The 21391-nt window shown below is 75.2% G+C and carries 24 protein-coding genes and 1 tRNA gene; 13 read left to right on the plus strand and 12 right to left on the minus strand.

What is annotated here, in order from left to right; all coding sequences use genetic code 11:
• Positions 1–55: 55 nt before the first annotated feature.
• A complete protein-coding gene (locus tag ACWIX6_RS05140) occupies positions 56–823 on the minus strand; it encodes a DUF6544 family protein (protein ID WP_448615769.1) in 768 nt (255 codons plus the stop codon).
• Positions 824–977: 154 nt separating this feature from the next.
• On the opposite strand from ACWIX6_RS05140, the gene ACWIX6_RS05145 reads away from it, so the two are divergent.
• From ACWIX6_RS05145 to ACWIX6_RS05165, 5 genes are all read left to right on the plus strand, one after another.
• Entirely contained in the window at positions 978–2234 is a 1257-nt protein-coding gene (locus ACWIX6_RS05145) for a DUF4032 domain-containing protein (RefSeq protein WP_448615770.1), read from the plus strand.
• Positions 2235–2301: 67 nt separating this feature from the next.
• Positions 2302–2375, plus strand: a tRNA-Met gene (locus ACWIX6_RS05150).
• A gap of 88 nt (positions 2376–2463) precedes the next feature.
• Positions 2464–3618: a galactose-1-phosphate uridylyltransferase gene (galT, locus tag ACWIX6_RS05155; protein WP_448615771.1), complete on the plus strand. Its 1155-nt coding sequence runs from the start codon at positions 2464–2466 to the stop codon at positions 3616–3618.
• Positions 3615–4796, plus strand: coding sequence for a galactokinase (galK, locus tag ACWIX6_RS05160; RefSeq protein WP_448615772.1), 1182 nt, complete (start codon positions 3615–3617; stop codon positions 4794–4796). Before galT ends, galK begins: the two co-directional genes overlap by 4 nt.
• Before the next feature lie 61 nt (positions 4797–4857).
• On the plus strand, positions 4858–5133 hold the full coding sequence (locus ACWIX6_RS05165) for a GNAT family N-acetyltransferase (RefSeq protein ID WP_448615773.1): 276 nt from the start codon (positions 4858–4860) through the stop codon (positions 5131–5133).
• Between the two features lie 88 nt (positions 5134–5221).
• Here ACWIX6_RS05165 and ACWIX6_RS05170 read toward each other — a convergent pair whose 3' ends face one another.
• Positions 5222–5734, minus strand: a complete 513-nt coding sequence (locus tag ACWIX6_RS05170) for a VOC family protein (protein ID WP_448615774.1) — start codon at positions 5732–5734, stop codon at positions 5222–5224.
• Between the two features lie 80 nt (positions 5735–5814).
• On the opposite strand from ACWIX6_RS05170, the gene ACWIX6_RS05175 reads away from it, so the two are divergent.
• A complete protein-coding gene (locus ACWIX6_RS05175; RefSeq protein WP_448615775.1) occupies positions 5815–6285 on the plus strand; it encodes a MarR family winged helix-turn-helix transcriptional regulator in 471 nt (156 codons plus the stop codon).
• Between the two features lie 42 nt (positions 6286–6327).
• Entirely contained in the window at positions 6328–7197 is an 870-nt protein-coding gene (locus ACWIX6_RS05180) for a polysaccharide pyruvyl transferase family protein (protein ID WP_448615776.1), read from the plus strand.
• Here ACWIX6_RS05180 and ACWIX6_RS05185 read toward each other — a convergent pair.
• Both ACWIX6_RS05185 and ACWIX6_RS05190 read right to left on the minus strand, forming a co-directional pair.
• On the minus strand, positions 7175–8059 hold the full coding sequence (locus tag ACWIX6_RS05185; protein ID WP_448615777.1) for a glycosyltransferase family 2 protein: 885 nt from the start codon (positions 8057–8059) through the stop codon (positions 7175–7177). The two genes, ACWIX6_RS05180 and ACWIX6_RS05185, sit on opposite strands and share 23 nt — an antisense overlap.
• 44 nt (positions 8060–8103) lie before the next feature.
• The gene (locus ACWIX6_RS05190) at positions 8104–8544 is read right to left on the minus strand and encodes an SRPBCC family protein (RefSeq protein ID WP_448615778.1); all 441 of its coding nucleotides are present in this window, start codon (positions 8542–8544) and stop codon (positions 8104–8106) included.
• A 49-nt stretch (positions 8545–8593) separates the two neighbouring features.
• Here ACWIX6_RS05190 and map point away from each other — a divergent pair, with 49 nt between their 5' ends.
• Complete coding sequence (gene map / locus ACWIX6_RS05195) at positions 8594–9364, plus strand: type I methionyl aminopeptidase (protein WP_448615779.1); 771 nt, start codon at positions 8594–8596, stop codon at positions 9362–9364.
• A gap of 381 nt (positions 9365–9745) precedes the next feature.
• On the opposite strand, the gene ACWIX6_RS05200 is transcribed toward map, so the two are convergent.
• Positions 9746–10891, minus strand: a complete 1146-nt coding sequence (locus ACWIX6_RS05200) for a cystathionine gamma-synthase (RefSeq protein ID WP_448615780.1) — start codon at positions 10889–10891, stop codon at positions 9746–9748.
• Positions 10888–12294: a cystathionine beta-synthase gene (locus ACWIX6_RS05205; RefSeq protein WP_448615781.1), complete on the minus strand. Its 1407-nt coding sequence runs from the start codon at positions 12292–12294 to the stop codon at positions 10888–10890. The genes ACWIX6_RS05200 and ACWIX6_RS05205 overlap by 4 nt, the downstream gene beginning before the upstream one ends.
• A 247-nt stretch (positions 12295–12541) precedes the next feature.
• On the opposite strand from ACWIX6_RS05205, the gene ACWIX6_RS05210 reads away from it, so the two are divergent.
• The 4 genes from ACWIX6_RS05210 to ACWIX6_RS05225 all read left to right on the plus strand — a co-directional run bounded on the left by ACWIX6_RS05210 (position 12542) and on the right by ACWIX6_RS05225 (position 15188).
• Positions 12542–13243: a GAF and ANTAR domain-containing protein gene (locus ACWIX6_RS05210; protein ID WP_448615782.1), complete on the plus strand. Its 702-nt coding sequence runs from the start codon at positions 12542–12544 to the stop codon at positions 13241–13243.
• A 50-nt stretch (positions 13244–13293) separates the two neighbouring features.
• Positions 13294–14337 carry an aldo/keto reductase gene (locus ACWIX6_RS05215; protein WP_448615783.1) on the plus strand — a complete coding sequence of 348 codons (1044 nt, stop codon included), beginning with the start codon at positions 13294–13296 and terminating at the stop codon, positions 14335–14337.
• Complete coding sequence (locus tag ACWIX6_RS05220; RefSeq protein ID WP_448615784.1) at positions 14334–14870, plus strand: XdhC family protein; 537 nt, start codon at positions 14334–14336, stop codon at positions 14868–14870. The genes ACWIX6_RS05215 and ACWIX6_RS05220 overlap by 4 nt, the downstream gene beginning before the upstream one ends.
• A gap of 132 nt (positions 14871–15002) precedes the next feature.
• Positions 15003–15188, plus strand: coding sequence for a hypothetical protein (locus ACWIX6_RS05225; RefSeq protein ID WP_448615785.1), 186 nt, complete (start codon positions 15003–15005; stop codon positions 15186–15188).
• A gap of 10 nt (positions 15189–15198) precedes the next feature.
• On the opposite strand, the gene hisN is transcribed toward ACWIX6_RS05225, so the two are convergent.
• Both hisN and ACWIX6_RS05235 read right to left on the minus strand, forming a co-directional pair.
• Positions 15199–16014 carry a histidinol-phosphatase gene (gene hisN, locus ACWIX6_RS05230; RefSeq protein WP_448615786.1) on the minus strand — a complete coding sequence of 272 codons (816 nt, stop codon included), beginning with the start codon at positions 16012–16014 and terminating at the stop codon, positions 15199–15201.
• A gap of 185 nt (positions 16015–16199) precedes the next feature.
• Complete coding sequence (locus ACWIX6_RS05235) at positions 16200–16382, minus strand: DUF2795 domain-containing protein (protein ID WP_448615787.1); 183 nt, start codon at positions 16380–16382, stop codon at positions 16200–16202.
• A 52-nt stretch (positions 16383–16434) separates the two neighbouring features.
• On the opposite strand from ACWIX6_RS05235, the gene ACWIX6_RS05240 reads away from it, so the two are divergent.
• The gene (locus tag ACWIX6_RS05240) at positions 16435–16995 is read left to right on the plus strand and encodes a DUF2087 domain-containing protein (protein WP_448615788.1); all 561 of its coding nucleotides are present in this window, start codon (positions 16435–16437) and stop codon (positions 16993–16995) included.
• 97 nt (positions 16996–17092) lie between these two features.
• Here the strand turns inward: ACWIX6_RS05240 and rsgA are convergent, their stop codons facing one another.
• The 4 genes from rsgA to ACWIX6_RS05260 form a co-directional block, all read right to left on the minus strand.
• The gene (gene rsgA, locus ACWIX6_RS05245; RefSeq protein ID WP_448615789.1) at positions 17093–18091 is read right to left on the minus strand and encodes a ribosome small subunit-dependent GTPase A; all 999 of its coding nucleotides are present in this window, start codon (positions 18089–18091) and stop codon (positions 17093–17095) included.
• 11 nt (positions 18092–18102) lie between these two features.
• The gene (aroA, locus tag ACWIX6_RS05250; protein WP_448615790.1) at positions 18103–19377 is read right to left on the minus strand and encodes a 3-phosphoshikimate 1-carboxyvinyltransferase; all 1275 of its coding nucleotides are present in this window, start codon (positions 19375–19377) and stop codon (positions 18103–18105) included.
• Between the two features lie 23 nt (positions 19378–19400).
• A complete protein-coding gene (locus tag ACWIX6_RS05255; RefSeq protein WP_448615791.1) occupies positions 19401–19841 on the minus strand; it encodes a YdeI/OmpD-associated family protein in 441 nt (146 codons plus the stop codon).
• A 61-nt stretch (positions 19842–19902) separates the two neighbouring features.
• A complete protein-coding gene (locus ACWIX6_RS05260; RefSeq protein WP_448615792.1) occupies positions 19903–21354 on the minus strand; it encodes an NAD-dependent succinate-semialdehyde dehydrogenase in 1452 nt (483 codons plus the stop codon).
• Between the last annotated feature and the right edge of the window lie 37 nt (positions 21355–21391).

Consider the following 21391-nt stretch of genomic DNA (forward strand, 5'->3'; position numbering starts at 1 on the left):
CGTACTCGCGGGAGGCGGTCCTGGACGGCCTACGGCCGGGTGGAATCGGTCCGGATCACCGGAACACGGCCCCGGTGATCCGGGCCCGGAAGAACTCGCCCTCCGGCTGCCGGTCCGTTCCCCACCACCAGCCTGCGCGGAGCGCCGAGCCGATGGTCACGCCGGCGAAGGTCTGCTCGGCCTCGATGGCGACGCCGAACGGGTGGCGGCCGAACGACGCCCCGTCGGGATCGCCCCACCGCTGCATGAGGACGCCGAGCAGCCGCCCGTCCGGGCCGACGTGCAACTCGGCACTCTCGTCCTCTCCGTCGATCCGCCAGGTGACGACGGCCCGGTCGTCGTCGGAGCCGGGTGTCCAGGTCGCGGCGGGGAAGGTGGTCGGCACCAGGGCCGTCTCGCCGGCCAGGCGGCCGGCGGCGCTGCGGGTGACGTCGGGCCCGGTGGCGGACACGACGGGGACCAGGCCGCCCAGTCGCCAGCGCATCTGGCCCGATCCCGCACTGAGCCGGTCGAACCCGATCACCGGGATGCCGAGGACGTGGGCGGTCGCGGCCCAGATGAAGCCCCGGGGTGGGGCCAGCACCTGACGCGCGGTGAAGGGCCGCCAGGTACCGAGGCGGATCTGCCCGCGCATCGACAGCTCCACGGACTGCCACAGCGGGGTCCCGGGGGCGATCGCGTGCGTCAGCCAGCGACGCGCCGGCTCCGGCAGACCGGCGACCATCGACGGGTCGAAGGCCCTCGGTCCGTCCGTGCGGCCGCACAGCAGGTCCCATTCCCGACGCACCCTGCGCGCAGCCCAGGGCACCGATGAGTCCGTCATCCGCAGGACGGTATCGACGGCATCCAGCCGACCCGGACGGCGGTCTCGGGCGCGTCCGGGGCGTCCGCGAGGGGATGCGGCGGGGTGGCCGGGGGAGGAGGCTCCCGCGTGCAGGCCGGACCCGCTCGCCGGCCGCAGGAGCCGGAGGTGGGGGATGCGCTTCGTGTTCAGCCCTCCCGGCTCGGCGGCGACGGAGCTCGTGGGACTGCCGTGGGCGGTCCCGCTCGGGTCCTGGAGCGACGACCGGGTGCTGGCGATCCCACAGCTGCGCCGTCCCCGGCACGTCGTGCGGTTCGTGGCCGAGGCCGGGCAGGTCTTCGCGCTCAAGGAGCTGCCCGAGCGCGCCGCCCGGCAGGAGTACCAGGTGCTGCGCCGGCTGCACGACCTCGGCATCCCGGCGGTGGAGGTGGTCGGCGTCGTCGTCGACCGGCCCGACGGGCAGGAGGCAGTGCTGGTCACCCGCTTCCTGGACTACTCGTCGTCCTTCCTGGCGCTGTTCGCCAACCAGCACGGCCCGCGCGGCCCGGAGCTGATCAGCCGGGTGATGAACGCCCAGGTCGAGCTGCTCACCCGGATCCACCTGGCGGGCGTGCTGTGGGGCGACTGCTCGCTGTCCAACACGCTGTTCCGGTTCGACGCCGGGACGCTGACCGCCTACCTGGTCGACGCGGAGGCCGGGGAGGTGCACGAGCAGCTCACCCAGGGCCGGCGCGACTCCGACCTGGAGGTCGCCTACCGCCGGGTCAGGGGCGAGCTGGAGGACCTGCGCGCCGACGGCTCGCTCGCCGAGGACCTCGACCCGGCCCTCGCGGCCGCCGACCTGGTGGCCCGGTACGAGCAGCTGTGGGCCGAGCTGACCGACGAGGAGGTGGTCCCGGACGGGGAGCAGGCCTTCCGCATCGCCGAGCGGGTCCGCCGGCTGGAGGACCTGGGGTTCGACGTCGACCAGGTCGAGCTCGTCGACGACCCGGCCGGCGGGAGCCGGCTCCGGCTGCGCACCCGGGTGGCCGAGCCGGGCCACCACCGGCAGGTGCTGTTCGCCAGCACCGGCCTGGACGTCCAGGAGAACCAGGCCCGCCGGCTGCTCGCCGACATCGCGGGGTACCGCGGCGCGCTCGAGCAGGCCGAGCAGCGGCGCGTCCCCGAGGCCGTGGCGGCCCTGCGCTGGCTGGCCGAGGTCTACGAGCCGGCCATGGCGCACGTCCCGGCGCACCTGCGCAACCGGCTGGACGACGCGGAGGTCTTCCACGAGGTGCTCGAGCACCGGTGGTTCCTGTCCGAGGCCGCCGGCCGGGACGTCGGCATGGCGGCCGCGGCGCGCGACTACGTCGAGCGCGTGCTGCCCTCGGTGCCGCCGGACCGGGTCGCCCCGCAGCCGCGGGCCCCCGGACCCGAGTCGCCGTCCCGGTGACCGGGCAGGAGGGCGGCCGACCCCCCGCGTCGCGCCGGCGGGCCCTGTGTAGAGTGGCCTGTACCGGCGCGGGGTGGAGCAGCTCGGTAGCTCGCTGGGCTCATAACCCAGAGGTCACAGGTTCAAATCCTGTCCCCGCTACTCAGGGAGGGCCCGGTCACCACTGGTGACCGGGCCCTCCGCTCGTCTCCTGCCGGTCGGGTGGGTGCGCGGCGACAGGGAGGCCCAGGTGCGGCACGCAGGTGACGGACAGTCGGACTCCGCGGGACCGCCCTGGCCCGGACGGGTCACCGCGCGGGCGTTGGCCGACGGCCGGCCGGTGCTGTACTTCGACGACCGGGCCAGGCCGGGGGAGGTGCACACCGCGGTCGACACCCGGCCGCTGCCCGAGCCGCCGCACGCCGGGGAGGTCCGGTTCGACGTGCTCACCGGGGAGTGGGTGACCGTCGCCGGGCACCGGATGAACCGGACGTTCCTGCCCAGCGCGGCCGACTGCCCGCTGTGCCCGACGCGCGACCCGGCGCACCCGAGCGAGGTGCCCGACGCGGACTACGACGTCGTGGTGTTCGCCAACCGGTTCCCGAGCTACGCGCCGCTGACGGTGGGGCCCGCCCTGGCGGAGCACCCGCCCGCGCTGGGGCCACCGGACCGCCCCGCCACCGGGAACAGCGACGTGGTCGTGTTCTCCAGCGACCACGACGCGTCGGTCGTGGAGCTGCCGGCCGAGCGGATGCGCACCGTCGTCGAGGCCTGGGCGGCGCGGACCGCCGCGCACTCGGCGGACCCCGAGGTGGCCCAGGTCTTCGTGTTCGAGAACCGGGGCCAGGAGATCGGGGTGACCCTCACCCATCCGCACGGCCAGGTCTACGCCTACCCGTTCGTGCCGCCACGTGCCGCGCAGCTGGTCGAGCAGGCCCGCCGGCACCGCTCGGCCACCGGCGGTCACCTGCTCCGGGACGTGCTCGCCGCCGAGCAGGCCGAGGGCCGCCGGGTGGTGCTGCGCGGCGAGCACTTCACCGCCTACGTCCCGCGTGCGGCCCGCTGGCCGGTCGAGGTGCACCTGGCCCCGCACCGGGACGTGCCGGACCTCGCCGCGCTCGACGACGCCGAGCGGGCCGAGCTCGCCGTCGTCTACCAGGAGCTGCTGCGGCGGCTGGACCGCTTCCACCCCGGGGTGCCGCAGGCGCCCTACATCTCCGGCTGGCACCAGGCGCCGACCGGCCCGGACCGCGAGCTGGGCCGGCTGCACCTGCAGCTGTTCTCGCTGCTGCGGGCACCGGGCAAGCTGAAGTACCTGGCCGGGTCCGAGTCCGGGATGGGGGCCTGGATCGTGGACACCACGCCAGAGCGGATCGCCGACCGGCTCCGCGAGGTGGCCTCATGAGGGGCAGCGAATCGGCGGACGGCGCACAGCGGCAGGCCGGTCTCGCCGCCGCGGAGCTGGCCAGCACCTGGGGGGTCGAGCCGGACGGCGTCTGGGCGGCGCCCGGGCGGGTCAACCTGATCGGCGAGCACGTCGACTACAGCGGCGGCCGGTGCCTGCCGATGGCGCTGACCCGGGTCACGGCCGCGGCGGTGCGCCGGCGCGACGACGACCGGGTGCGGCTGTCCAGCACCGACCCGGACGCCGTCCCGTTCGAGGGCACGCTGAGCGACCTCGGCCCGGGCTCGGTCGACGGATGGGCGACCTACGCGGCCGGCACGCTGTGGGCGCTGCGCGAGGCGGGCATCGCGGTGCCCGGGATGGACCTCGCGGTGAGCAGCGACGTGCCGCTGGGCGCGGGGTTGAGCAGCTCGGCGTCGCTGGAGGCCGCCGTCGCGCTGGCCGCCGCCGAGCTGGCCGGCCGGCCGGACGACGCGGGGCTGCGCCGGTTGCTCATCGACGCGTGCATCCGGGCCGAGAACGACGTCGTCGGAGCCGGTACCGGCGGCATGGACCAGACCGTCGCGCTGCTGGCCGAACCGGGGGCCGCGCTGCTCGTCGACACCGCGACCGGGGACACGACGCCGGTCCCGCTGGGGCTGGCCGAGGCCGGGCTGCTGCTGCTGGTCGTCGACACCCGGGTGCGGCACGCCCTGGCCGACGGCCAGTACGCGCGGCGCCGCCGGGACTGCGAGGAGGCCGCCCGGCTGCTGGGGCTGGACCTCCTCGGCGAGGCGACCGCGGCCGACGTCGACCGGCTGGAGGACCCGCGGCTGCGCGCCCGGGCCCGGCACGTGGTGACCGAGAACCAGCGGGTCGACGAGCTGGTGGCCCTGGTCCGCGCCGGCCGGATCGCCGACTGCGGCCCGCTGCTGGACGCCTCGCACGCCTCGCTGCGCGACGACTACGAGGTCTCGGCCGTGGAGCTGGACACCGTGGTGGCGGCCGCCACCGCCGCCGGGGCGCTGGGCGCCCGGATGATCGGCGGCGGCTTCGGCGGCTCGGCCATCGCCCTCGTGCCCGACGACGCCGTCGACGCGGTCGGCGACGCCGTCGTCGCGGCCTGCCGGGAGCGCGGGCTGACCGAGCCGGGCACGCTCGCGGTCACCTCAGGACCGGCCGCCCGCCGGCTGCGCTGACCCGCCGCCCGCGGGGAACAGCTCCCGCGGGCGCACCGTTCGGGACGGCATGGAGCCGACCGTGACCGACGTCCCGGACCACAGCCGCTACGAGATCCGCGAGGGCGACCGGCGGTTGGGGCTGGCCGCCTACCAGCGCCGTGGGGACCAGGTGGTCTTCACCCACACCGAGGTCGACAGCGACTCCGGGCACTCGGGGCTGGGCGGCACCTTGGTCCGTGCCGCGCTGGACGACGTGCGGAGCAAAGGGGGCACCGTCGTCCCGAGGTGCCCGTTCGTCCGTGGCTGTATCGAGCGGCACCCCGAGTACCGCGACCTGGTCGCCCACGAGCTCTGACGGCCTCTCTGCAGGGTCCCGTCGCCCATCGGCCCCGCCCAGAGGCTCACCCTGAGCTTGCGAAGGGTGAGGAGGGCGGGGTCCTCACTTAGAGGACGTGCTCGCCGTACATCTCGCCGAGCGGGTCGGCGATGAGCTCGATGCGGGCGCCGTCCGGGTCGCGGAAGTACACCGAGACGCCGCTGTGCACGGCGTGCTCCACGCCGGCCGCGGTCAGCCGCTCGACCAGCCGCTCCCACCGGTCCGGCTCGACGCTGATGGCCACGTGGTGCAGTCCGCCGAGCACCTCGGCGTAGGGGCCGACGTCCAGACCCGGGAAGTCGAAGAAGGCCAGCAGGTTGCCGTTGCCGATGTCGAAGAAGAAGTGCGAGGACCCCGGGTAGTCCCGGTTCTCGATCAGCTCGGTGAGCGGGAAGCCCAGCACGTCCTGGTAGAAGGCGATGGTGGCCTCGACGTCGCTGCTGATCAGGGCGGTGTGGTGCAGACCCCGGGCGGTGGAGGCGGGCCGTTCCCCGGCCGGACGCAGGTGGTGGTCCCGGAGCCGGGCCCGCTCGGCGGCCAGGGCGGCCAGGTCCGGCTGAGTGGGGGTGGAGCTGCTCACGGCGTCCTCCTCGGCGGGTGCTGCCCCCAGCGTGGTGCACAGTAGGTGACGTGTCAACAAATGGCGGTTAGGCTGCCGCGGTGACCGGGACGCGGCCGCGGTGGCTGTCCGCCGAGGAGCAGCGGGCCTGGCGCCAGTGGCTGGCGGTGAGCAGCCGGCTGCCGGCCCGGCTCAACCGCGAGCTGCAGGCCGACTCCGACCTGTCCCTGGCCGACTTCGACGTCCTGGTGCAGCTCACCGACACCCCGGCGGGGCGGCTGCGGGTCGGTGAGCTCGGCGCCGCTCTGCAGTGGGAGAAGAGCCGGCTGTCCCACCACCTCACCCGGATGCAACGACGCGGTCTGGTCGCCCGGGAGGACGTCGCCGCCGACGGGCGCGGGTCGGAGGTCGTGCTGACGCCCGCGGGCCGGGTCGCGATCGAGGCGGCCGCGCCGGCGCACGTGGAGACGGTGCGGGCGCTGGTGTTCGACGTCCTGACCGAGGAGCAGGTGCGCGCCCTGCTGGAGGTCACCGGCGCCGTCCTGGACAGGCTCGAGGACCAGCCCGGCTGACCACCCGCCGGGCCGCACGAGCCGCCTGACAGGGTGGGGCGCATGCGGATCCTCGTTGCCGGGTGGTTCAGCTTCGACGAGGTCATCGCGACCGTCGGGGACGAGCTGGGCGCCGACGTCGTCACCGGCTGGCTCACCGAGCTGGGCGTGGAGCACGACGTGGCCTGGGCGCCCTACCTGCAGCGCGGTCCGAACTGGCGGGACGTGGACCCGGGCCGGTACACCCACCTGGTCTTCGTCAGCGGCCCGCTGATGGACTACTCGCTGCTGCACGAGCTGGCCGGGGTGTTCTCCGGTGCGCAGCGCTGGGCGGTCAACGTCTCGGTCGTCGACGAGGTGGGGCGCGGCCTGTTCCACCAGGTCTGGGAGCGCGACGCCCCGGGCGTGGCCCGGCCCGACCTCGCCGGCGGGACGACGACGCCCGACGTCCCGGTGCTCGCGGTGGCCTTCGCGCCGTCCCAGGAGGAGTACGGCACGCGGAGCCAGGCCGACCGGGTGCGCGGGGTCCTCGAGCAGTGGCTCGGCGCCCGGGCGCTGCCCTGGTTCGAGCTGGACATGGACCTCTACGACAAGCCCTACGACCGGTTCCCCGCCCAGGTGGAGGCGCTGGTCCGGCGGGCCGACGTGGTCCTCAGCATGCGGCTGCACGGGCTGGTGCTCGGACTGGCCCACGGGGTGCCGGTCATCGCCTGCGACGCGGTGGCCGGAGGGGCCAAGGTCGCCGCCCAGGCCCGGGCACTGGACTGGCCGCTGCTGCTGACCGCCGGCGAGATCGACCCGGCCTCCCTGGACGCCGCGCTCGAGCACGCCCTGTCCGGCACGCTGGGCCCGGCGATCGACGAGGCGCAGCGCCGCAGCCGGGCCGGCAACGCCGAGGCCCGCGACTGGTTCACCCGGCAGCTGGGCCGCTGAGCGGACGCTGCGCGGCGGCGAACCGCCGCTCCAGGAGCGCGGGGACCGGGCGCCGGGCGCGCAGCGCCGCGGGCAGCCGTCGCAGCAGGCCGGCCAGGGCCGCGCGGCAGGCCGGGTCCCTCAGCGCCCGCCGGGTGAGCCGTGCGGTGCCGGATGCCGCCACGGGCAGCGGGCGGCGCAGCCAGTCGACCAGCAGGTCGTTGCGGGTCTGCAGCGCCCAGCGCGCGGGGGTCGGCCGCGGTGGGCCGGCCGGGTCGTGCCACGCGACCACGTCGTCGACGTACACCAGCTGGTGGCCCGCGGCCGCCAGGTCGAGGGCGAGCAGGTGTTCCTCGCCGCCGAAGAACAGCAGCGGGGAGAAGCCGCCGACGGCCAGGTAGGCGTCCCGGCGCAGCACCGCGGCGAACGCCGGGAAGCTGAGCACGTCGGGGCCGGGGGCACCGGGGGAGCGGCCCAGCACGGCGGCCCGGTGCTTGCGGGACACCGCGTCGACCGCCCCGTCGCCGGCCAGGCGCACCCGGCCGACCACCACCGCGACCGCGGGGTGGGCGTCCAGCAGGTCGGCGGCCCGCTCCAGCGCGCCGGGCTCCCACCAGGAGTCGTCGTCGGCGAAGGCGACGTAGTGGGTCCCGGCCCGGAGGACGCCGTCTGTACGCGCCACCGCGCCGGCGTTCCCCGGCAGCCGGACCACCGTCACGTCCGGATGGGCGGCCCGGACCGCCGGGACGGTGCCGTCGGCGGAGGCGTTGTCCACCACGACGACCGGTGGCCCGCCGGGGACGTCGAGCCGGGCGAGCGAGCGGAGCAGGGACTCCCGCCGGTCCCGGGTGGCGATGACGATGCTGACCCGGGAAGCGTTCACGTCCCCGTCCTACCCGGCGGCCGCCGCGTCGCACCGAGGTGTGATCAGTCCGGCAGGGAGTCCAGCGCGGACCGCCAGAGCCTCGGGAAGGCGATCGGGCCGACCAGCCGCTGCACCAGCAGGATGACCCGGCCTCTCGGCCCCCGCGGGCCGGTGTGGTCGATGAGGGCGTCCACCCGGCTCCCGCCGCTGTCCAGGGGGTGCACCACGACCTCACCCCGGCCACCCGTGCAGTGGTCGCTGTCCACGAGCGTCCAGCGGATCGTCCCCGGCTCCTGCCAGTCGTAGCGCAGGACGACCCAGATCTTCGTGCCGGCGCTCCCCTCCCGGACAACGGCCCAGCTCTCCCCCAGCTCGCGGACCTCGTACTTCTCCGGATCGAGCGTCCGCCGCCACACCTGGAGCCGGCGGTCGCTGAAGTCGGTGAAGGCGCGGACGACCTGCTCGGGCGTTGCTCTGGTCTGCAGGCTGTAGCGGACGAGCATCAACCGCCTCCTTCTAGCGGGCTGCTCCCAGGTCGGTAGCGTCCCAGGCGTGATCGAACTCCGCACCCCTGGTGAGCTCGACGCGATGCGGGCCGCGGGCGCGGTGGTGGCCGACATGCTGGCCGCCGTCCGGGCCGCCGCGGCACCCGGCGTCCGGCTGACCCAGCTGGACACCGTCGCCCGCGACGTCCTCGCCGACGCGGGGGCCACCTCGCCGTTCCTCGGCTATGCCCCGCTGGCCACGACACCGCCGTTCCCGGGCGTTGTGTGCCTGTCGGTCAACGACGTCGCGCTGCACGGCATCCCCACCCCGATGCCGCTGGAGGACGGCGACCTGCTCAGCGTGGACGCCGGCGCCACCCTGGACGGCTGGGTCGGTGACTCCGCGACCACCTTCCCCGTGGGCACCCCGCGCCCGGCCGACCTGCAGCTGGTCGACACCGCCGAGCGCGCGCTGGCCGCCGGCACCGCCGCCGCCGTGCCCGGGAACCGGGTCGGCGACATCTCGGCTGCGATCGCCGCGGTCGGGAGGGCCGGCGGGTGTGGCATCAACACCGACCAGGGCGGTCACGGGGTCGGCCGGACAATGCACGAGGCCCCGCACGTGCCGAACGAGGGCCGTCCCGGCCGCGGTCTGCCGCTGCGGGCCGGCCTGGTGATCGCGATCGAGCCGTGGTTCCTGGCCGGCGGCTCCGACGACTACCGGGTGGACGCCGACGGCTGGACGCTGCGCAGCGCCGACGGCAGCCGCGCCGCGCACGTCGAGCACACCGTCGCGGTCACCGACGACGGCCCCCGCATCCTCACCGCCCCGGCCTAGGAACCGCCGTCGTGCACTCGATGCTGCCTCGTCCCCGAAAAGGCAGCATCGAGCGCACAACGGCGAGGGTCGGGGACGGTTCCGGACTGGCTGCCGCGACCACGGACGTGGTGACGGCGTCTGGTGACTCGGGGAAGACCTCCGAGTGAGGTCCGGACCGCGCGCTGGATGGCCACTCCCGGCCGCCCTACACCGAGTGGCTCGCCGACGAGCGCTGAGGAGACCGCCGCAGCGTTCTTGCTGCGCGCCACGCCCACTCCGCAACCTGCGGCATCGACGTCGAGCGAGTGCTCACCGGCAACGGCAACTGCTACCGGGCCTTCGCCGTCCACGTCGCACTCGGCGGCCGACCATCGGCCAGCCGCGCACCGACCTGTCAGGTCAGGACGACCAGCTGAGCGCTTGATCGAGGTCGGCGATCAGGTCCTCGACGTCCTCGATGCCGATGGACAGCCGCACCAGGTCCGCCGGGACCTCCAGCGGGGAGCCGGCGGCGCTGGCGTGCGTCATCCGGTGCGGGTGCTCGATGAGCGACTCCACCCCGCCCAGCGACTCCGCCAGGATGAACAACTGCGCCCGCTCGCACACCCGCAGCGCCGCCTCCTCCCCGCCCGTCAGCCGGAAGGAGAGCATGCCGCCGAAGCCGGACATCTGCTTCGCTGCGATCTCGTGGTGCCGGTGCTGGGGGAGGCCGGGGTAGAGCACGTCGCCCACGGCCGGGTGGCCGAGCAGGAACTCGGCGATCCGGGCGGCGTTCTCGCCGTGCCGGTCGACGCGGACGCCGAGGGTCTTCAGCCCGCGCAGCACCAGCCAGGAGTCCATCGGCCCGGCCACCGCGCCCATCGCGTTCTGGTGGTAGGCCAGCTGCTCGCCGAGTCCGGCGTCCGCCGCGACCAGCGCGCCGCCGACGACGTCGGAGTGCCCGCCCAGGTACTTGGTCGTCGAGTGCACCACCACGTCCGCGCCCAACGTCAGCGGCCGCTGGAGGTAGGGCGAGGCGAAGGTGTTGTCCACGACCAGCAGCGCGCCCGCCTCGTGCGCCACCTCGGCCAGCGCCGCAATGTCGGAGACGTTGAGCAGCGGGTTCGTCGGCGTCTCGCACCAGACGACGCGGGTGGTCGGCCGGATCGCCGCGCGCAGCGCGTCCAGGTCGTTGAGGTCGACGGGCGTGTGCTCGACCCCCCAGGCGGAGTAGACCCGGGACACCAGCCGGAAGGTGCCGCCGTAGGCGTCCCCGGGCAGCACGACGTGGTCGCCGGGAGCGCAGACCGTGCGCAGCAGCGCGTCCTCGGCGGCCAGGCCGGAGGCGAACGCCAGCCCGGTGCTGCCCTCCTCGAGGGCGGCCAGCGCCTCCTGCAGCGCGGTGCGGGTGGGGTTGCCGCTGCGGCTGTACTCGTAGCCGCCGCGCAGCCCGCCGACGCCGTCCTGCTTGAACGTGCTGGTCAGGTGCACCGGGACGACGACCGCACCGGTGGCCGGGTCGGGCTCCTGCCCGGCGTGGATGGCCCGCGTGCTGAAACCGCTCATGCCCCGACCGTAGGGGCGCTGGCGGCCGGCAGCCCGACCAGGTGACCGAGCACGTCCTGCCGGGTGACGACGCCGGCGGGCTTGCCGTCCACGTGCACCAGCAGCGCGTCGGCCGACCCGAGCGCGCTGACCGCCGCGGCCACCGGCTCCCCGGAGCCGATGATCGGCAGTGGCTCGGACATGTGCCGCTCCACCGGGTCCGACAGCGTCGCCCGGCCGGCGAACAGCGAGTCCAGCAGGTTCTTCTCCGCCACCGAGCCGACGACCTCGCCGGCGGTGACCGGTGGCTCCGCGCGGACCACCGGCAGCTGGCTGACGCCGTACTCCCGCAGGATGTCGATGGCGTCGCGGACGGTCTCGTTGGGGTGGGTGTGCACCAGCGTCGGCGTGCTCCCGGTCTTGCTGTCCAGCAGCTCGCCGACGGTCTCGCCGCCGCCGGCGTCCAGGAAGCCGTAGTCGGCCATCCACTGGTCGTTGAAGATCTTGTTGAGGTAGCCGCGGCCGCCGTCGGGCAACAGCACGACCAGGACGTCGTCCGCGGTCAGCCCCTCGGCCACCCGGAGCGCGGCGACCGTCGCCATCCCGCACGAGCCGCCGACCAGCATCCCCTCCTCGCGGGCCAGCCGCCGGGTCATGGCGAAGGAGTCCGCGTCGCTGACCGCGACGATCCTGTCGGCGACCGTGCGGTCGTAGGCGTCGGGCCAGAAGTCCTCGCCCACGCCCTCGACCAGGTACGGCCGGCCGGTGCCGCCGGAGTAGACCGACCCCTCCGGGTCGGCGCCGATGACCTGCACCCGGCCGTCACTGGCCTCCTTCAGGTACCGGCCGATCCCGGAGATGGTGCCGCCGGTGCCCACCCCGGTGACGAAGTGGGTGATCCGGCCCTCGGTCTGGGTCCAGATCTCCGGGCCGGTGGTCTCGTAGTGGGAGCGCGGGTTCGCCGGGTTGGCGTACTGGTCGGGCTTCCAGCCGCCGGGGGTCTCCCGGGCCAGCCGGTCGGACACCGAGTAGTAGGAGCGCGGGTCCGCCGGGTCGACGGCGGTCGGGCACACGTGCACCTCGGCCCCGTAGGCCTTCAGCACGTTGATCTTCTCCTGGCCGACCTTGTCCGGGCACACGAAGACGCAGCGGTAGCCGCGCGTCTGGGCCACGATGGCCAACCCGATCCCGGTGTTGCCGCTGGTCGGCTCCACGATGGTGCCGCCGGGCCGCAGGGCGCCGGAGGCCTCGGCGGCCTCGACCATGCGCAGCGCGATGCGGTCCTTCACCGAGCCGCCGGGGTTGAGGTACTCGACCTTGGCCAGCACCAGCGGTGCGTCCGGTCCCAGGTGGTCGGTCACGTGGCGCAGCCGCACCAGCGGGGTGTTGCCGATGAGCTCGACGACGGACTCGGCGTACTGCACGGGATCTCCTGCGGACGTGGGGGAGCCGGGGCGGGTCACGCGCCCGGCCGGTACGACCATCCCACCAGACCGGGCCGGCCCGGGCTCGGCTGACGTCCGCCGGCGGCGGGCGAGCGACCAAGGCACCCGCTCATCGACGCGCTGCCGGGCCCGACGCTCTACCCTGGTCCGGCCACGGCCTGAGCACCGCGTGGACGGTCGTCGAGCCGGCGGCGTCCCGTCCGAGTCCCGAGAGGACCTGTCCGCCATGACCGACCCGCTCGGCGCCCTGCACCGGGAGCTGGCCGGCGTGGTGCTGGCCGCCCGGGAGCTCCCCGAGGTGCTCGACGAGGTGGTCCACATCGCCCGGCGGGCGATCCTCGGCTCCGAGGCGACCTCGATCACGCTGATCCGCGACGAGCGCTCGTTCACCGCGGCCTTCGACGGGCAGCTGGCCATGGACGCCGACGAGCTGCAGTACCAGCGCGGCTACGGCCCGTGCCTGGACGCCGGCCGGGCGGGTGAGCTCTTCGTCGTCACCGACATGCGCACCGAGGAGCGCTGGCCGGACTACGCGCGGCACGTCGCCGAGCTGGGGGTGCTCAGCTCGCTGTCGGTCCCGCTGCCCTTCCAGGGCGCGACCATCGGGGCGCTGAACAACTACGCCCGCACACCGGACGCGTTCGGGGTGGCGGACGTGCAGCTGGGGCAGGAGGCCGCGGCCTTCGTGGCCATCGCCGTCGGCAACGCCGAGGCCGCCGCCCGGGCCACCACCGACGTGGAGAACATGCGGCAGGCGATGGCGTCGCGGTCGGTGATCGAGCAGGCCAAGGGGATCCTGATGGAGCGCTACAAGATCACCCCGGAGCAGGCGTTCACCCTGCTCACGCACGCCTCCCAGCGCAACAACGTGAAGCTCCGGGACATCGCCGACGAGCTCGCGAGCACCGGCGTGCTGCGCGGCGCCTGACCCCGCCACCCGGCTGGCGTCGCGTCGCCCGGCCGGGCCAGGATGCGGCCATGACCCAGACGATCCCGCCGGTGCCCCGGCGCAGCCTCGGCGGTCTGGAGGTCCCGGCCCTCGGCCTGGGCTGCATGGGCATGAGCCAGATGTACGGCGCCGCGGACCGGGCCGAGTCGCTGGCCACCGTGCACCGGGCGCTCGACCTGGGCGTCACCTTCCTGGACACCTCCGACGTCTACGGCGACGGGCACAACGAGGAGCTGGTCGGGGAGGCGATCGCCGGCCGGCGCGACGAGGTCCAGCTGGCCACCAAGTTCTCGCTCCGCCGGGACGACCGCGGGGGCATGGCCATCGACGGCCGGCCGGAGAACGTGCGGGCCTGCGCCGACGCCAGCCTGCGCCGTCTCCGTGTCGACGTCATCGACCTCTACTACCAGCACCGGGTCGACCCGACGGTGCCCATCGAGGACACCGTGGGGGCGATGGCCGAGCTCGTGCAGGCGGGCAAGGTCCGGTACCTGGGGCTGTCCGAGGCCAGCGCCGCGTCGATCCGGCGGGCCGTCGCCGTCCACCCGATCGCCGCCCTGCAGAGCGAGTGGTCGCTGTGGACCCGCGACCTGGAGACGACCGGGGACGGGACGGGTGGCGGGGACAGCGTGCTGGACGTGGCCCGCGAGCACGGGATCGGCATCGTGCCGTTCAGCCCGCTCGGCCGCGGTTTCCTCACCGGCGCCATCACCAGCCCCGACGACTTCGCCGAGGACGACTGGCGGCGGACCCACCCGCGGTTCACCGGTGAGGCCTTCACCGCCAACCTGCGGCTGGTCGAGGCCGTCCGGGAGATGGCCAAGGAGCGCGGGGTGACCGCCGGGCAGCTCGCGCTGGCCTGGGTGCTCGCCCAGGGGGAGGACGTCGTGCCCATCCCCGGCACCAAGCGGCGCAGCTACCTGGAGGAGAACGTCGGCGCCGTCGGCGTGCAGCTCACCGCGGACGACCTCGCCCGGCTGGGCGAGATCGCCCCGCCCGGCGTCGCGCAGGGCGGCCGGTACGCCGACGCGGCGTACGCCTACGGCAACAGCCCCGAGCGGACACCGGCATGACCGACGCCGCCTGCGGGGTCGCGCACGGGCACGTCCCGGACGGGGAGGCGCCCGACCGGGTGCTGGTCGCCGTCTTCGCCTCCCCGGTCGCCGGCGCGCTGCTGCGGATGGGCGCCGACCTCGGCTTCGCCCCGGTGCTCGTGGAACCGGACCCGCAGCGGCCGGCGCCGCCCGGGCTGCCGGAGGGCGTCGTCCGGGTGGCCGCGGTGCCGGAGCTGCCGGACGCGCTGGCCGGGCCGGTGGCGGACGTCGTCGTCACCGACCACCACCGCGAGGAGCTCGGCCCGCTGCTCCGCGACGCGCTGGGCCGCCCGGTGCGCTGGCTCGGCGTCATGGGCAACCCGCGGCACGAGGGTCCGCACGTGGCGGCCCTGGCCGCGCTGGGTGTGCCGCCGGAGGAGGTGGCCCGGGTGCACCGGCCGATCGGTCTGGACGTCGGCTCCCGCACCCCGGCCGAGATCGCGGTCGCCACGCTGGCGGGCCTGCTGGCCGACCGCAACGGCCGTCCCGGCGGGTTCTTCCCGCCCGGCTGAGCGCAGCGCGGCCTCCCGCGGCGCCCGCTGCGGGTCCGCGCCGACGCGCGGAACGGCCGCGGTCCTGTCACCGTTGACAGCTCAGAGGGGGCCCGGACCGGGTCCCGCGCGGAGGAAGGAGGCGGGCTCGTCATGGCATCGCTGTTCAGCAAGGTGGCCCAGTTCGCCAGCAGCCCCAAGGGCCAGCAGATGATCCGTCAGGCGACGGACAAGGCCCAGCAGATGGCCAAGGACCCCAAGACGCGGGCCAAGATCGACGAGGTGCGCCGCCGGGTGCAGGGCGGCCGCGGTGGACCCGGCCAGGGTCCGGTGCGCTGACCCGCCGAGCTCACGCCGACGGCGCTCGTCCCCCTGGGGCGAGCGCCGTCAGCACGTCCGCGTGCAGCACGCCGTTGGTCGCCACCGCGCTGCCCCCGGCCGGTCCCGGTGCGCCGGTCAGGTCGCTGAAGACCCCGCCGGCCTCACGGACGATGACGTCGAGGGCCGCCAGGTCCCACAGCGAGACCTCGGGCTCGCAGGCCACGTCGACGGCCCCCTCGGCGACCATCATGTAGCTCCAGAAGTCGCCGTAGGCGCGGGTCCGCCACACCGAGCGGGACAGGTCGAGGAACCCGTCGAGCAGGCCGCGCTCCTCCCAGCCGGTGAGGCTGGAGTAGGACACGCTCGCGTCGGCGAGCCGGCCGACCTGGGAGACGGTGCACCGGGAGGCGTTCTCCAGCCGGCGCCCGGTCCAGGCGCCGACGCCGGCGGCGGCCCACCACCGGCGGTTCAGTGCCGGGGCGGACACCAGGCCCACGACGGGCAGGTCGCCGTCCATCAGGGCGATGAGCGTGGCCCAGACGGGGACCCCGCGGACGAAGTTCTTGGTGCCGTCGATCGGGTCGACCACCCAGCGGCGGTCGCTGCGGCCGGTGGTGCCGAACTCCTCGCCGAGGACGGCGTCCCGGGTGCGGGCACGGGCCAGCGTGCGGCGCAGCTGGTCCTCCACCGCCCGGTCCGCGTCGGTCACCGGCGTCAGGTCCGGCTTGGTGTCCACCTGCAGGTCCTGGGCCCGGAACCGCTCGAGGCTGATCGAGTCCGCCTGGTCGGCCAGCACGTGCGCCAGGTGCATGTCCTCGTTGTATCCCCGCTGCCCGGACGTCATGGGTGCCGAACCTAGCCGCCGGGAGGGCGCCGTCCGTGCCCGACGGGCGCGGTCGGCACCGCCCCGGATGCGCGACGGCCGGGACACGGCCCCTGCGGGGTCCCGCCGCGAGTGGAAGGACCGCGTCCTCCTCACCCCTCGCAGGCTCGGGGCGAGCCTCGGGACGGGGCCGGGGGCAGGGTCCTTTACTTGAAGACGGCCTTGCTCACGGCGGCCGGGGTGTCGTACTCCTGGTCGGAGATGCCCTTGAGCGCCTCCAGCACCTCGTCGCTGCCGCCCTGGGACTCGGCGTGCTTCACCACGTCGGCCTTCTTCGCGGGGTAGTCCATGCCGGACAGGGCCTTCTGGATGTCGATCGGGCTCACCATGCCGAGCACCTACCCCGCGACCGGCGGACCGATGCGCGGATACCGTCGGGGCGTGGGTGCACAGCCGGGGGCGGGCCGGGCGGCGGGGACGATCGTCGGGCTGCTGGCCGACCCGGTGCGGCTGAAGGTGGTCGCCGCGCTGGCGCTGGGTGCGCGCACGATCGAGGAGGTCGCCGCCGCCGCGGACCTGCCGCTCAAGGACGTCGCGCTGTCCGCGCGCCGGCTGTCCCGGGCCGGGCTGGTCCGACGCGAGGGGCACGGCCTGGTCCTCCTCACCGAGCGCTTCGCCGAGGCCGCCCGGGCCGCCGCGGAGGGCACGCCGCCACCTCCGCCGCTGTCCGAGGACCCGGCCGAGGACGCCGTCCTGCAGGCGTTCCTGCGCGAGGGCCGGCTGGTCTCGGTGCCGGCCCAGCAGACCAAGCGGCGGCTGGTGCTCGACCACCTGGTGCGGGTCTTCGAGCCGGGGGTCCGCTACCCGGAGCGGGAGGTCAACGCGCTGCTCCGGGCCTGGTACCCCGACGTCGCGGCACTGCGGCGGTACCTGGTCGACGAGGGGCTGCTCACCCGGGAGGCCGGCGTCTACTGGCGCAGCGGCGGCCCCGTGGAGGTCTAGCGGCGGCCCCTCTGCAGCAGAAGGACCCCTCTGCCCCCCACCGCTCGCAGGCTCGCGGCGGGACCCTGCAGAGGGGCCGAAGGGGCAGCGGGGTCCGTCAGGGGTCGAGTTGGCCGACGGCGTCGAGCAGCACCCGCAGCGCCGCGAGCCGCTGGGCGCGCTCGGGTGGCCCGGCCGCCGCCCAGGCGTCCAGGGCGCACTCCGGGTCCTGCGCCCGGTGCCCGCAGCCCGGCGGGCAGTCCACCGCCGCCTCGGCCATGTCCGGGGAGGCGGCCAGCACGTCGTCGGCGGTCACGTGCGCCAGCCCGAACGAGCGGATGCCCGGGGTGTCGATGATCTGCCCGCCGCCGGGCAGGTCCAGCATCACCGCCGAGGACGACGTGTGCCGGCCCTTGCCGATCTTGCTGACGTCCCCGGTGGCCCGCAGCGCGTCGGGGACCAGCCGGTTGACCAGTGTCGACTTGCCGACTCCGGAGTGGCCGATCAGCACGCTGGTCCGACCCGCCAGCCGGGCCGCGACGTCGTCCACGGGGGTGTCCCGGGAGACGACCACGGTGTCGACGTCCAGGCCCGCGTAGCGGCGCAGCAGGTGCTCGGGACTGCCCAGGTCGCCCTTGGTGAACAGCAGCAGTGGGCTCAGGCCGCCGGCGTACGCGGCCACCAGGCACCGGTCCAGGAACCCCTCGCTGGGCTCGGGGTCGCGGACCGCGCTGACCACCACCAGCTGGTCGGCGTTGGCCACCACCACCCGCTCGGTGGGGTCGGTGTCGTCGGCCGAGCGGCGCAGCGTCGTCCGCCGGTCGGCGATGGTGACGATCCGGGCCAGGGTGTCGGCCTGCCCGCTGACGTCACCGACCAGCCGGACGGCGTCGCCGACCACGACGCCGTGCTTGCCCAGCTCCCGGGCCCGCATCGCGGTGACCTCGACCGGCCGGCCGTCCGGGCCGTCCACGCGCACCGTCATCCGGCCGCGGTCCACCGCCATGACCAGGCCGGGCACGGCCTCCTCGTGGGCCGGGCGCTGGCGGGTGCGCGGCCGCGAGCCGTGCCGGGTCGGCCGGACCCGGACGTCGTCCTCGTCCGAGCGGCTGTCCATCCGCCGGCCGCTCACCGGCCCGCCGTCCCACCGAGCAGCCCCGCCCAGCGCTCCGCGAAGTCGGGCAGCGTCTTGCCGACGGCTCCGGGATCGGCCACCTCCACCCCGGCGGCCCGCAGGCCCAGGACGGCGCCGGCCATCACCATGCGGTGGTCGGCGTAGGAGTCCAGCCGGGCCGGGCGTGGCGCACCCGGCGTGACGACCAGCCCGTCGGGGAGCTGCCGCACCCGGGCGCCCACGGCGGTCAGCACCTCGTCCAGCGCCTGCAGCCGGTCGGTCTCGTGCCCGCGCAGGTGGGCGATCCCGGTCAGCCGGGACTCCCCGTCGGCGAACGCGCACAGCGCGGCCAGCACCGGGGTGAGCTCCCCGACGTCGCCGAGGTCGGCGACCAGCGGCGCGATCGTCCCCGTCCCGGTCACCTGCAGCCCCTCGGCGGTGCGGGCGACGTCGGCGCCCATCGCGGTGAGCAGCCGGTCCAGCTGGGCGCCGGGCTGGGTGGTGTCGGCCGGCCAGTCCCGGACGGTGACCCGGCCGCCGGTGACCAGGGCGGCGGCGAGGAAGGGGGCGGCGTTGGACAGGTCGGGCTCCACCACCCGGTCCAGCGCCGCGACCGGGCCGGGGGAGACCCGCCACCCGCGGTCGGTGCGCGCGACGTCGACGCCGTGCTCGGTCAGCGTGCGGACGGTCATCTCCACGTGCGGCAGCGACGGGACCGCACCGGTCAGGGCCAGGTCGATGCCGGAGGTGAAGCGGGCGGCGGCCAGCAGCAGGCCGGACACCACCTGGCTGGACTCGCTGGCGTCCACGGTCACCGCGCCACCGCGCACCGCCCCGGTGCCGCGCACGGTGAACGGCGCCCGGCCGCGCCCGCCGTCGTCGACGTCGACGCCGAGCTGCCGGAGCCCGTCGATGAGCCCGGCGTTGGGCCGCTCCCGCAGCCGCGCGTCGCCGTCCAGGCGGACGTCGCCGGTGGCCAGCGCGGCGACCGGGGGCAGGAACCGCAGCACCGTGCCGGCCAGCCCGGCGTCCACGGTCGCCGGTCCGCGCAGCTCGCCGGGGGTGAGGACCCAGTCGTCCCCGTCCTCGGCGACCCCGACGCCGAGCGCGCGCAGGCCCGCGGCCATCAGGTCGGTGTCCCGGGCCCGCAACGGCCGGACCAGCCGGCTCGGGCCGTCGGCGAGGGCGGCCAGCACCAGGGCCCGGGCAGTGATCGACTTGGAGCCGGGCAGGGTGACGACGGCGTCCACCGGCGCGCCGGCGTACGGCGTCGTCCACACGTCTGTCACGGCGCCATCCTGCCCGAGTCCGCTCAGTCGCCGGTCAGCGCGGCGAGGACCCCGGCGACCCGGCGGGCCCGGGTCTCCTCGGCCCTGGCGCCCTCGACGGCCAGGGCGTGCCGCCGCTGGTGGCTGTAGGACAGCGCGTCGAACCGGCGGCGCGCCTCCGGGTCGGCGTCCAGGGCCGTGGCCAGGTCCGCCGGCAGCTCCACCGTCCGCGGCTCGGTGTCCAGCTCGACGTGCACCGCGACGGTGTCACCGGCGGCCACGCCGGCCGCCGTGCGGTTCTCCGCGCTGAGCGGGAGCAGGAAGCGCCCGCCCATCGTGGCGATGGTGCTGCGGTAGGTGTGCCCGCCCACGGTCACCCGCACCGCGGGCTTCCTCCCCGCGCCGAGGGCGGAGACCACCTCGGCGGGCACCTCCATGCCGGTCGCGGTCTTCCCGCCTAGTTCCACGGTGGTGGTGAAGTCCATGGCCGCAGAGGATGGCAGCCCCCGGCCCGGGCGCGACAGCACCCGGGCCGGGGGAACGCGGTCAGCCGCCGGCCGGCTTGCTGGCCTTCTTGGCCGGCATGGTGCGGACCAGCCGGCGGTTGGCGAACTCGAACATGCCGAGCTCGGACAGCTCGCGGCCGTAGCCGGACCGCTTGACGCCGCCGAAGGGCAGCTCGGGGGAGGACCCGGAGGGCTGGTTGATCCAGACCATGCCGGACTCCAGCCGGTCGGCGACCGACCGGGCCCGCTCGACGTCGCTGGCGTACACCGCGGCGCTGAGCCCGAAGTCGCTGTTGTTGGCCAGCTCGATGGCCTCCTCCTCGTCGGCCGCCCGGTAGACGACGGCCGCCGGCCCGAACAGCTCCTCGTGGTACGCGCGCATCTCCGGGGTCACGTCGGCCAGCAGGGTGGCCTCGACGAACGCGCCGTCGTGCTCGGGGCGGCCGCCGCCGGCGAGGACGGTCGCGCCCTTGTCGACGGCGTCCTTGATCTGGGCGGCGAGGTCCTGCGCCGCGCGCTCGGTGGACAGCGGCCCCAGCGTGGTCGAGGGGTCGGCCGGGTCGCCGGGGGTGAAGGTGGAGAAGGCCTGCTGCAGGCCGGCCACCACGTCGTCGTAGACCTCGTCGAGCACGATGATCCGCTTGGCCGCGATGCAGGCCTGGCCGGTGTTGGCCATCCGCGCCATGGTCGCCGCCTTGACCGTGCGGCCCATGTCGGGGGCGTCGAGCACGATGAACGGGTCGCTGCCGCCGAGCTCGAGCACCGACTTCTTCAGGTGCTTGCCGGCCAGCTGGGCGACGCTGCTGCCGGCCCGCTCGCTGCCGGTCAGGGTCACGCCCTGGACGGCCTTGTGCGCGATGACCCGCTCGACGTCGGCGATCTTGAGGAACAGGTTGGTGTAGACGCCCTCGGGCGCGCCGGCGTCCCGGAACAGCTGCTCGAGCGCCAGGGCGCACTGCGGGTTGTTCTCCGCGTGCTTGAGCAAGACGGTGTTGCCCAGCGTCAGGTTCGGCCCGGCCACCCGGACGACCTGGTACAGCGGGTAGTTCCACGGCTCGATGGCCAGGATGACGCCGATCGGCTCGTTGACGACGACCGCCTCGCCGGCCATCACGTCGATCGGCTTGGACTCCAGGAACCGGGGCCCGTTGTCCGCGTAGTACTCCAGGATGCTGGCCGCGAGCGCGACCTCGCCGGCCGCCTCCTGGATGCGCTTGCCCATCTCCTTGGTGATCAGGGCGGCGAGGTCGTCGGTGCGCTCGCGCATCAGCTCGGCGGCCCGCCGGACGACGGCGGCGCGGTCCTCGACCGACCGCCGTCGCCACTCGCCGAAGGCGGCGTGCGCGCGCTCGACGACGCCGTCCACCTCACTGGTCTCCAGGAAGGGGAACTCCTGCTCGGTCTGCCCGGTGTAGGGGTTGACCGTCGCGTACGTCCGGGTGCCGTCGGCGGTCTTCGGCTGCTCTGCCGAGGGGGACTGGGTGGTGGTCACGGTGCGGTGCCTCCGTCGGATGGCGTCGGATCTGTGT

Source organism: Modestobacter sp. URMC 112 (assembly GCF_053502575.1).

Excerpts from the sequence above, each read along its gene's own strand:
- ACWIX6_RS05235 (WP_448615787.1), bottom strand. The coding sequence starts at position 16,382 with ATGGTGAGCCCGATCGACATCCAGAAGGCCCTGTCCGGCATGGACTAC.
- ACWIX6_RS05145 (WP_448615770.1), top strand. The coding sequence starts at position 978 with ATGCGCTTCGTGTTCAGCCCTCCCGGCTCGGCGGCGACGGAGCTCGTG.
- galK (WP_448615772.1), top strand. The coding sequence starts at position 3,615 with ATGAGGGGCAGCGAATCGGCGGACGGCGCACAGCGGCAGGCCGGTCTC.
- ACWIX6_RS05225 (WP_448615785.1), top strand. The coding sequence starts at position 15,003 with ATGGCATCGCTGTTCAGCAAGGTGGCCCAGTTCGCCAGCAGCCCCAAG.
- ACWIX6_RS05220 (WP_448615784.1), top strand. The coding sequence starts at position 14,334 with ATGACCGACGCCGCCTGCGGGGTCGCGCACGGGCACGTCCCGGACGGG.
- ACWIX6_RS05210 (WP_448615782.1), top strand. The coding sequence starts at position 12,542 with ATGACCGACCCGCTCGGCGCCCTGCACCGGGAGCTGGCCGGCGTGGTG.
- ACWIX6_RS05215 (WP_448615783.1), top strand. The coding sequence starts at position 13,294 with ATGACCCAGACGATCCCGCCGGTGCCCCGGCGCAGCCTCGGCGGTCTG.
- ACWIX6_RS05190 (WP_448615778.1), bottom strand. The coding sequence starts at position 8,544 with ATGCTCGTCCGCTACAGCCTGCAGACCAGAGCAACGCCCGAGCAGGTC.
- hisN (WP_448615786.1), bottom strand. The coding sequence starts at position 16,014 with ATGACGTCCGGGCAGCGGGGATACAACGAGGACATGCACCTGGCGCAC.
- ACWIX6_RS05255 (WP_448615791.1), bottom strand. The coding sequence starts at position 19,841 with ATGGACTTCACCACCACCGTGGAACTAGGCGGGAAGACCGCGACCGGC.
- rsgA (WP_448615789.1), bottom strand. The coding sequence starts at position 18,091 with ATGGACAGCCGCTCGGACGAGGACGACGTCCGGGTCCGGCCGACCCGG.
- ACWIX6_RS05180 (WP_448615776.1), top strand. The coding sequence starts at position 6,328 with ATGCGGATCCTCGTTGCCGGGTGGTTCAGCTTCGACGAGGTCATCGCG.
- ACWIX6_RS05140 (WP_448615769.1), bottom strand. The coding sequence starts at position 823 with ATGACGGACTCATCGGTGCCCTGGGCTGCGCGCAGGGTGCGTCGGGAA.
- ACWIX6_RS05200 (WP_448615780.1), bottom strand. The coding sequence starts at position 10,891 with ATGAGCGGTTTCAGCACGCGGGCCATCCACGCCGGGCAGGAGCCCGAC.